Here is a 9,488-nt window from a genome sequence, read left to right on the forward strand (position 1 = left end):
ACGGTAACTTCGCGCCTGCTCAACGCCTTACAGCAGTCAGAGGAAATCATACATTGACCTCTTCCTCAACCCGACCTCCTGCCCATGCCCCATAGGGAAAGGCTGAAGTAGCAGCGGAGGGGTCACACGGTGGGTAGAGCGTGAGCCCCTTATCATAACTTAATTATAGTTGCATTTCTCAGCCCAGAGACATGAGAGCCAGCGTAGGATCCCCCCAGTTCAACCGTCACCGCCACTGCGAAAAAGCGTATTGCCCTCAGGGTGAACCCAGCAGCTCGTCCTTGGGGGAAGTAACCCATCCATCCTAGAGGGTCTAAACTTCAAAGGTAGCGTGTAAATTGCTTTGCCTATTCCAATCTATTCGATTCTATTCGATGAACTGTTCCCATTCACCTATCCCACCCAGCTGTGGGGGAGCCAGACTCCCCGAACAGGTCAACCCCCTTCCTCTGGGCGGACTGGGCTCTGCTCAGGCACTTGGGTTGGCCATAGCCCCGCTGACGGGGGAAAAGGTTTCAACCTTGGCGTTGACGACTCTATTGGCCATCGGTCTATTCTTTTTTCTGCGAGCTGCGGGCAAGGATCGCGTGGAGAGTCGCCTCTACTTTAGCAGTCGCAGCCTGGAAGAAATGGGATCCGCTCTACGGGAGCACTTGGAAAGGCGTGGCTATCGTCTCCAGTCCGCCGATGCCGAGGGGATCGCCACCTTTGCAGGGCAGGGTCAGGCTAGCGTGGGGCTGGCCCTTTTTTTGACGGGGCTGGCGGGGACGGGACTGGCCTGTTTGGCCTTGGTGCTGCAGACCCTTGAGCCGGGGTGGGGCGCTTGGCCCTGGATGGTGGTACTGGCTTCTCCTTGGGCGGGTTGGTACTACTGGCGGCGCAACCAACGCCCGGAGCAAATCCGCCTGAAACTGCAGGAAGCCGACGAGGACTCCGTCCCGCTCCCCTTCTGTGGACAGCACGGTTCCCCCACAGCACCAACGCGAACGGCCCCTGGATCCCATCTGTGGGTGGAGGGGCATCGGGATGAGCTGGATGGGCTGGCTGCAGCCCTGGGGTTGCAAGAACGGGATCTGGATTAGGGGTAGGGGAGTCTAAGGCCAATCGGGAGAGAGAGGCGCTGGGATCAAAGACAGTTGATCCCCAACGGCAGGGTCGGGGATCCCATTGGGAGCGGGCTCTTTTTTGGAGTTCTTTTGGGCGAGGCGGCTTTTCCCTTGGTTTCTCAAGCCCAGGCCGATGCGGCTGTGTTTTTCCACTAGGGCCAGCACCTGTTTGGCCCGCTCGATCACCGGCTGGGGCAGGCCGGCCATGCGTCCCACCTCGATGCCATAGGAGCGATCTGCCCCCCCAGGTTGTACCTGGTGCAAGAAGATGATGCGATCTTGCAATTCCTTGACCACCACCTGAAAGTTGGCCACGTTGGGCAGCAAGGTCTCCAGTTGGTTGAGCTCGTGGTAGTGGGTGGCAAAGACCGTACGGGCGCGCACCTGAGTGGCCAGGTATTCCGCCACCGCCCAGGCAATGGAAAGGCCATCGAAGGTAGCGGTGCCTCGGCCAATCTCGTCCAGCAGCACCAAGGAGCGCTCGCCGGCGTGGTTGAGGATGTTGGCGGTCTCGTTCATTTCCACCATGAAGGTGGACTGGCCGGTAGCCAGATCGTCCACAGCGCCAATGCGGGTAAATACGCGGTCGCAGAGGCCCAACTCTGCCCGCCGCGCGGGGACAAAGCTGCCCATCTGGGCCAGGATTTGGATGAGCCCAATTTGCCGCAGGTAAGTGGACTTGCCGGACATGTTGGGCCCGGTGAGGACGATCAAATCGGGGCCGTGGGGGGATCCCAGTTGCACCGAATTGGGCACGAAGAGGCCCTGGGGCAGGGATTTTTCCACCACCGGGTGGCGACCCTCCTCGATGATCAGCCGGCGGTCTTCGGTGATTACGGGACGGGTGTATCCCTGCTGCACTGCCACTTCCGCCAGGCCAAACAGAGCATCGACGGCAGCCAGGGTCTGGGCCACTTGGCGGATGGCTTCGGCCCGGGATCCTGCCTCTTGGCGCAACTGGACAAACAGCTCGTATTCCCGCTGGTTGATGTCGGTTTGGGCTGTGAGGATGCGGGCCTCTTTTTCTTTGAGCTCGGGGGTAATGAACCGCTCTTCGTTGGTCAGGGTTTGCTTGCGGATGTACTCTTTGGGGACTTGGTGGGCCTTGGCGCGGCTGATGCTGAGGTAGTAGCCGAAGGCCTTGTTGAAGCCCACCTTGAGAGTGGGGATCCCAGTGCGGTCGCGCTCGCTTTTTTCCAACTGGGCAACCCACTGGCGGTCTTGCTCCACCTGCTGCCGCAGCCTGTCCAGCTCGGGATCCACGCCGGCTCGGATGAGGCCCCCCTCGGTGAGCACAGGGGGAGGGGAGGGCAGGAGGGTGTGCTCGATGCGTTGGCCCAGCTCAACCAGGGCGGGATCCACCTGTTGCAGGCTTTGCAAGAGGGGAGTCTTGGCTTCCCCCACCAGCTCGGCCAACTGGGGCAGTTTGCCCAAGGAGGATCCCAAGGCCACCATCTCGCGCGGGTTGGCGGTGCCCGATCCGACGCGGTTGGCCAGCCGCTCCAGGTCGTACAGAGAGTCCAGGAGGGATCCCAGGCGGGCCCGCAGAGAAGGGTTTTCCAAAAGCTCTTGGATGGTGTCTTGGCGAAGGCGGATTTGCTCCGAATCCCGCAAAGGCTGCATTAGCCAGCGCCGCAAAGTGCGCCCCCCCATGGCTGTACGGCTGTGATCCAGCACCCAGAGCAGGGATCCGACAAAGGCCCCCTCGCGGATGGTCTGGGTGAGCTCCAAGTTGCGGCGGGTTTGGGCATCCAAGATGAGGTAGTCCGTGAGCTGGTAGGTGCGCGGGGGAGGCAGGAGCGGGTGGCCTCCCTGGGGAGAAGGCTGCAGCAGGGTCTTTGGTGCTACGCACCGCTGAGGCGAATGGGTTTCTTCTAAGTAGTGCAAAAGCCCTCCCGCTGCTCGCACCGCCAGAGGCAATCCCTCACAGCCCAATCCTTCCAGAGAGCGCAGGCCGTAGGTCTGCATGAGGTTCTCCCGCGCCACCGCCAGTTCAAAAGGTTCGGCTGGGCGCAGGGTATAGGCGTATTGGTTGGGGAGACCCAGGGGCTTCTGGGGATCCCCTGGACGGATGAGGCCTAGTCCCAGCCCCTCCTCGGTGGGCAGCAAAACCTCTGCCGGCTGCAGCCGGGCCAGTTCCTGCTCCAGTTGCTCTTGCCCCTCGCTCTGACACACCCAGAACTCGCCGGTGGAGATATCCGCATAGGCTAGGCCCCAGCGGCAGGGAGCCTGCTTCGATCCTTTGAGCCGCACGACGGCTGCCAGGTAGTTGTTTTGCCGCGCCTGCAGCAGCTCCTCTTCGAGGACGGTGCCAGGGGTGATCACCCGCGTCACTTCCCGCCGCACCAAGCCCTTGGCCTGATCTGCCGGCTCCATCTGGTCGCAGACGGCCAGGGCATAGCCTTTGGCCACCAACTGGGCAGCGTAGCGGTCGAAAGCATGGTAAGGGATCCCGCACATGGGCACCCGCCCTATGGCCCCTGCTTCCCGCCCGGTGAGCACCAGCTCCAGCTCCCGCGACACCCGCTGGGCGTCCTGGAAAAACATCTCGTAGAAATCCCCCAGGCGGTAGAGCAAGATGGCGTGGGGATACTGCCGCTTCAGCTCCACATAGTGCTGCATCATGGGGGTGAGCAGGGCGGGATCCACCTCTAAGGCATCCCAAGTAGGCTCGGCGGAAGAACTCATGGCATCAAAACGTTTGCAAGCAATGGGCTCAAGGTTGAGAGCCTGGCCAAACCGGACCGATCAGCTTGGGCCATTCTAGATCTAGATGAAGTATGAGACATTTCCCCAGCCCTCCTCCTCTGGGGAGAGGGAAGCTAGGTAATTGCCATTTCGCAGTTGGTTGAAATGACCTCGCTCAGGGTAGTTGGATCCCCCCTGAGGTAAGTCTGAATGGCTGGGCAGAGGCGCTGCCCGGTCTTGTCCAAAAGCCCTGAAGCGCAAGAGGGAGAAATTTAGGCACAAGCTATTGAAACTGACTTGCAACATCCAAGAAGCCTTGCTATTCTAGCGACTACGTTTTGTTGAGTTTGACTTTCAATAAAGCTCGGGAGGGAGGCCTGGCCAACTTGGCTGAGTTTTCCATCCCGCCCTTGCGGGCGGAGGGGGTTTCTTGGCCTCAGAAGGCTCTCTTCCTGGGCAAAGCTCGAGAGGTTTTCCCGGTGCTGGTCGATCGCGAGTGTCCGTATACAGAGGTTGAGGGGGGCAGAGGCTGGGGGCAAAGAAAGCGGCTGCTCTCGCCAATCGGTTTGACCTGTTTGCTATTGAGTTTCATTTTCCTAGTACTTTTGGTCTCGATTGCTTTGGGATCCGTTCCCATGACTTTCCCAGAACTCTGGCAAGCCCTGTGGGGGCAGGGGGATCCCATTCGGCAGACGATTGTTTGGCAGTTGCGGCTGCCGCGGGCGCTCTTGGCCCAGTTGCTGGGGGCGGCTCTGGGGATGGCAGGGGCCCTGTTGCAGGGGATGCTGGGCAATGGGCTGGCGGATCCCTACTTGCTGGGCATTTCGGCGGGGGCGGGCCTGGCGGCGGTGGGGTTGCTCACCTTGGGAGAGTGGACGGCTTGGGTGCCCCTGGCCGCTTGGGTGGGCGGGGTGCTGACTACCGTGTTGGTGTACGGGTTGGCGCGTACTCCCTCGGGACTGGCGGTGGAGCGGCTGATCTTGGCGGGGGTGGCCGTCAGCGCCCTGTTTGGGGCCATTAGCTCCACCTTGTTGTTGATGGCAGATGACCGGGTGCAGGTGGCTCTCACCTGGTTGATCGGCAGCTTGAGCGGGCGGGGCTGGCCAGAGGTGCAGGTGGCCGGGGCGTATATCCTGGTCGGCTTGGATGGGATGGGGGCAGGCGCGGGCTTTAAACCTGCTGAGCTTGGGGAAGAGATGGCGGTGAGCTTGGGGATCCTCTGGCGCGGACGCGGGTGGTGATTGGTCTGGTGGCGGCTTGGCTGGCGGCAACCGCTGTCAGTGTGGGGGTGATCGGCTTTGTCGGTTTGGTGGTGCCCCACATGGTGCGGCAGGGGGTGGGATCCGATTACCGCTGGCTGTTGCCCCTTTCTGCCTTGGCAGGGGCGACCCTGCTGAGCGGTGCCGACATCCTGAGCCGTTTGGGCCCGATAGAGCTGCCGGTGGGGATTGTCACCGCTGTGATGGGGGCTCCCTTTTTTGGCTGGCTGCTGCGGCAGCAGGGGGCGGGGCGATGAGAGAGCCCATCCTGCAGGTCGAGGATTTGAGCGGGGGCTACGGATCCCGGACGGTGGTGCGACAAGTGAGCTTCAGCGTGCAAAAGGGGGAATGGCTAAGCATTGTCGGCCCCAATGGTTCCGGCAAATCGACGGTGCTGCGGCTGTTGAGTCGGGTTCTGATTCCCCAAGCTGGGCGCGTGTACTTGGGCGGTCGGGATCTGCACGCTCAACTCACTCCAAAGCAGGTGGCCCGGCAGTTGGCTCTTTTGCCGCAGCAGCAGCGGATCCCGGCAGGGCTGACGGTGCGGCAATTGGTGAGTCTGGGGCGTTCTCCCCACCAGCCCTGGTGGGCGTGGCAGTTGATGCGGGCCGATTGGCAGCGGGTGGAGTGGGCTCTGGAGCAGACGGGACTGGGATCCCTGGCGCTGCGGCGGGTGGAAACCCTCTCGGGGGGAGAGCGGCAACGGGCTTTTCTGGCGCTGGCTTTGGCGCAGGAGCCGCAGGTGCTGCTGTTGGATGAGCCCACCACCTTTTTGGATCTGCGCCACCAACTGGAGCTGCTGGAGCTGTTGCAACGGCTGAAGCAGGAGCAGGGGCTGACGGTAGTTACGGTGCTGCACGACCTGAACTTGGCCATTCGCTACAGCGAGCAGATTGCCCTGCTGGGATCCGGCCAGATGCAGGCCCTGGGAGCTCCCTCAGCGGTGTTGACCCCCAGCCGGGTGCGGCAGGTGTTTGGCCTGGAGGTGGAGTGGATCTCGACTCCGGTAGGGCCACAGCTTTGCCCCCTGCGCAGCACAGCCCCGTCAGCAGCAAGGCTCCTCTCCCTGCCGGTGTCAGGGGGCTGAGGGAGGGTTTGTCCGGTTTTGCAGTGAATTTTCCCTGTTGTGGATTTCGAGGAGCATGAGAGGTTATGCGCGTGAACGGTCGTTGGTGGCGGGTGGTGAGTTTGGGGTTGAGTTTGGGAGTGGGCTGGGGATCCCTGTCCCAGGCTCAGCCCAATGCCCGGATCCCTGATTCGACAACTCCGCCGCTGTTGGCCCAGGCCACTCCTGCGCCGACCACCTTGCAAGAGCAGATTAGGGAGCTGGAGGCGCAAATCGAAGCTGCCCGCCAGCGGGGGGATCAGGCAGAGGTGGAGCGGCTACAGGCCGAACTTCGGGCTCTCCAGCAGGAAGGCACGCCGATCTTTAACCTGCAACAGGTCACCGTAACCGGTACTCGCACCGAGCGCACCTTGGCCGACTCGCCCGCCAGCATTACCGTCATCGACCGGGAGCGGTTGCGGCGGGAGCTGGTTCAAAACATTCAGGATCTGGTGCGCTACGAGCCGGGGGTGAGCGTGCGGCGCAGCGTTCGCTACGGCCTGCAGGACTTCAACATCCGCGGCCTCGACGCCAACCGGGTGTTGATCCAGGTGGATGGGATCCGCCAGCCGGAGCAATTTTCCTTCGGCCCCTTCACCATTGGCCGGGATACCTTTGAGCTGGAGACCCTGAAAACTGTAGAAATTATCCGCGGCCCCGCCTCCACCCTCTACGGCAGCGACGCGCTGGGGGGTGTGGTGACCTATACCACCCTGGATCCAGCCGATCTGCTGGGGGAACGGGACAGCCATGTGGGCCTGTCCAGCCAGTACGACAGCAAAAACCAAGGGTACGTCAACACCCTTAGCTTGGCGGGTCGGCAGGATAACTTAGAGGCCCTGCTCATCTACACTCGCCGCGACGCCAGAGAGCCGGATATTAAAGCGGATCCCAGTTTCAAGGATCGGCAGACGGTGGAGGGAGACAATGTTCTGGCCAAGCTGGTCTATCGCTTCAGTCCCTTTGACAGCCTCACCCTGACGGCGGAATACTTCAACAACCGCACCACCACCACCTTTTCGCCCCGCAACCTGGATCCCAGCATCCGCTTTTTCAGGGAGACCATTGAGACCGAGCGCAGCCGCCTCAGCTTGGAATATCGCTACGCCAACCCCGATACCCCCGCTTTTGAGCTGGCCACCGTCCAGATCTACTACCAGCCGGCCCGCACCCAGGAGCCCAGCGTGGAAGAACGCACCCTCACGGTACAAGGTCGGCCCGTGCCTGTGCGTCGGGATACCTTCAACGAGCTGGTCAGCAACATTCTGGGAGCCAGCGTACAGGCCCAGAGCCGCTTCCAAACCGGGGATCTCTCCCACCGCTTGGTGTATGGAATGGAGATCTCCACCACCCGCAACGAACGTCCCCGCAACCGCTTCCAAACCAACCTGCTGACCGGGGCAGTCACCCAAAACATCCCCCCGGACACTTTTCCCACCAAAGATTTTCCCGACTCCGATACCGTGCGCTTTGGGCTGTATTTGCAAGATGAGATCGACTTTGGGGGCGGCAACTTTACCCTCATCCCCGGCATCCGCTACGACACCTACCGCCTCACCCCCAGCCCTGACGAAGCCTTCTTGAAAAGTGGGGCAGAAGCCGCCAGCCTGTTTGCCGATGCCATTTCTCCCAAGGTGGGCCTGGTGTGGAGGATTAATCCCAACCTCACCTTTACGGCCCAGTACAACACCGGTTTTCGGGCCCCTCAGTACAACGAAATCAACAGCGGCTTCACCAACCTGGTCAGCCCCTTCTTCCGCTACCGCACCCTTTCCAATCCCAACTTGCGACCGGAAACCAGCCAAGGCTTTGAAGTGGGGTTGCGGGGGATCTACCCCCAGGCCAGCTTTAGCTTGGCCGCCTACTACAACACCTACAACGACTTTATCGAGGCTTTCCGGGAGGTGGGATCCGAGCCTTCACCCCCCGGCCCGCCAGGGAGCCCGCCACCTCCACCGGTGACTCTCTTTCAGAGCCAGAACGTCAGTCGGGCCCGCATCTATGGTGTAGAAGCCACCGGGCAGTACTTCTTCAGCCCCGATTTGACCGGCTGGAGCCTCAATGGCAGCTTTGCCTGGGCGGTGGGGGATAACCTCACCGAAAACAAACCCCTCCTTTCCATTGAGCCACTGACGGCAGTACTGGGACTGCACTACGACGATCCCAGCCAGATCTGGGGAGCCAGGTTGGTGGCCACGCTGGTGGCGGATCCCCGCGACCCGCAACGGGAGGTAGTGCAACCGAACCCCAACGCTCCACCTCAAATTCCGTTTGTGCCCAAGGGCTACACCGTGGTGGATCTGCTGGGCTACTACAACCTGGACGACAACTGGCAATTGAATTTCGGGGTGTTCAATCTCTTTGATGAAAAGTATTTTCTCTACTCCGAAACCCGCTCTCTCTTTGTCGGCCCTGAAGTGGAACGGCGGGCCCAGCCGGGACGGCATGCTGCGCTCAGTTTTTCCACCCGGTTTTAGGGGCCAAGACCTGAGGCCGTGTTTACTCTGGATCCTGCTCTAACCGATGCTTGCCGAGCCACCTGCCCGCACCCCCAAGGGATCCCTCTCTCTTCTTCGGAAGTCCTGTCCCCAGCTTTTGTGGCGACTGCAGGGGTGGTATTGGCAGCAGGCGGGCATGGCCTGGGAGGCGGGGCTGGCTTGGTTGGCGTTGTGGCTTTGGGCTGGCGCAAGAGAGAGCGGCTGGCTGGAGTGTGCCGAGGAGCTGCTGCAAGAGGCTTGGGTGGCCGGCTATAGCTGGGCTGCCCTCTGGACAGCTTGCCAGGAGGGGGAAGATCCGCCGGGGACCGTCCTCCACCTGCGAGCCAGGGATCCCCGACCGCTGCGCCGGGAGGGGTTGATTTCCCTCCTCTTGCACCTGATGGCGCTGCTGGGGCTGGCTTGGTGGGGATCCCGGCCTTTATCAGACGCAGAACTCCGGATCCCAGTCACGCTTTTGCTGGAGGATCCCGAGCCACAGTTGCTCGAACCGGATTCAGAATCCATAGAATCTCTCCCACCAGAGCCAACAGCAGAGCCGCCCGGCCCGGCCCCGGAATCGCCCCCTGCAGACGATCTATCCCCACCGGAGCCTGTGCCCCAAGAGATCGAGATGCCAGCCATCCCGGAGGCTGAATCTTTGCTGGCCCTGCAAACTCCGACCCCTACGCCTCCACCGACCCCTACACCCATTCCCACGGCAAAGCCAGAACCCACCCCTACTCCTCCACTGACCCCATTACCGACAGCCACCCCGCAACCCACTCCTCCGCCACAACAGCCCACCCCAACTCCGGCGGTTACCCCCACCTTTAACTGTCTCTTATACACCTCT

General features: G+C 61.7%; 4 protein-coding genes and 2 pseudogenes. 5 read left to right on the forward strand and 1 reads right to left on the reverse strand.

Annotated features, from left to right (window positions below; translation table 11 throughout):
* The first annotated feature begins 482 nt into the window (after positions 1–482).
* Entirely contained in the window at positions 483–1,082 is a 600-nt protein-coding gene (locus tag NW805_RS07770; RefSeq protein WP_414422152.1) for a cofactor assembly of complex C subunit B, read from the forward strand.
* Between the two features lie 12 nt (positions 1,083–1,094).
* Here NW805_RS07770 and mutS read toward each other — a convergent pair whose 3' ends face one another.
* Positions 1,095–3,794 carry a DNA mismatch repair protein MutS gene (gene mutS / locus NW805_RS07775; protein WP_414422153.1) on the reverse strand — a complete coding sequence of 900 codons (2,700 nt, stop codon included), beginning with the start codon at positions 3,792–3,794 and terminating at the stop codon, positions 1,095–1,097.
* Positions 3,795–4,429: 635 nt separating this feature from the next.
* Here mutS and NW805_RS07780 point away from each other — a divergent pair.
* The 4 genes and pseudogenes from NW805_RS07780 to NW805_RS07795 form a co-directional block, all read left to right on the forward strand.
* Positions 4,430–5,310, forward strand: a pseudogene (locus tag NW805_RS07780) (FecCD family ABC transporter permease).
* Positions 5,307–6,140 carry an ABC transporter ATP-binding protein gene (locus NW805_RS07785; protein ID WP_414422154.1) on the forward strand — a complete coding sequence of 278 codons (834 nt, stop codon included), beginning with the start codon at positions 5,307–5,309 and terminating at the stop codon, positions 6,138–6,140. Before NW805_RS07780 ends, NW805_RS07785 begins: the two are co-directional and overlap by 4 nt.
* 65 nt (positions 6,141–6,205) lie before the next feature.
* Entirely contained in the window at positions 6,206–8,635 is a 2,430-nt protein-coding gene (locus NW805_RS07790; RefSeq protein WP_414422155.1) for a TonB-dependent hemoglobin/transferrin/lactoferrin family receptor, read from the forward strand.
* Between the two features lie 46 nt (positions 8,636–8,681).
* Positions 8,682–9,488, forward strand: a pseudogene (locus NW805_RS07795) (energy transducer TonB); the annotation flags it as partial.

This window comes from Synechococcus sp. W60.1 (assembly GCF_047461575.1).
Lineage (GTDB): Bacteria > Cyanobacteriota > Cyanobacteriia > Thermostichales > Thermostichaceae > Thermostichus.

Coding starts and splice junctions, on each gene's coding strand:
- NW805_RS07785 (WP_414422154.1), top strand. CDS start 5,307: ATGAGAGAGCCCATCCTGCAGGTCGAGGATTTGAGCGGGGGCTACGGA.
- mutS (WP_414422153.1), bottom strand. CDS start 3,794: ATGAGTTCTTCCGCCGAGCCTACTTGGGATGCCTTAGAGGTGGATCCC.
- NW805_RS07790 (WP_414422155.1), top strand. CDS start 6,206: ATGCGCGTGAACGGTCGTTGGTGGCGGGTGGTGAGTTTGGGGTTGAGT.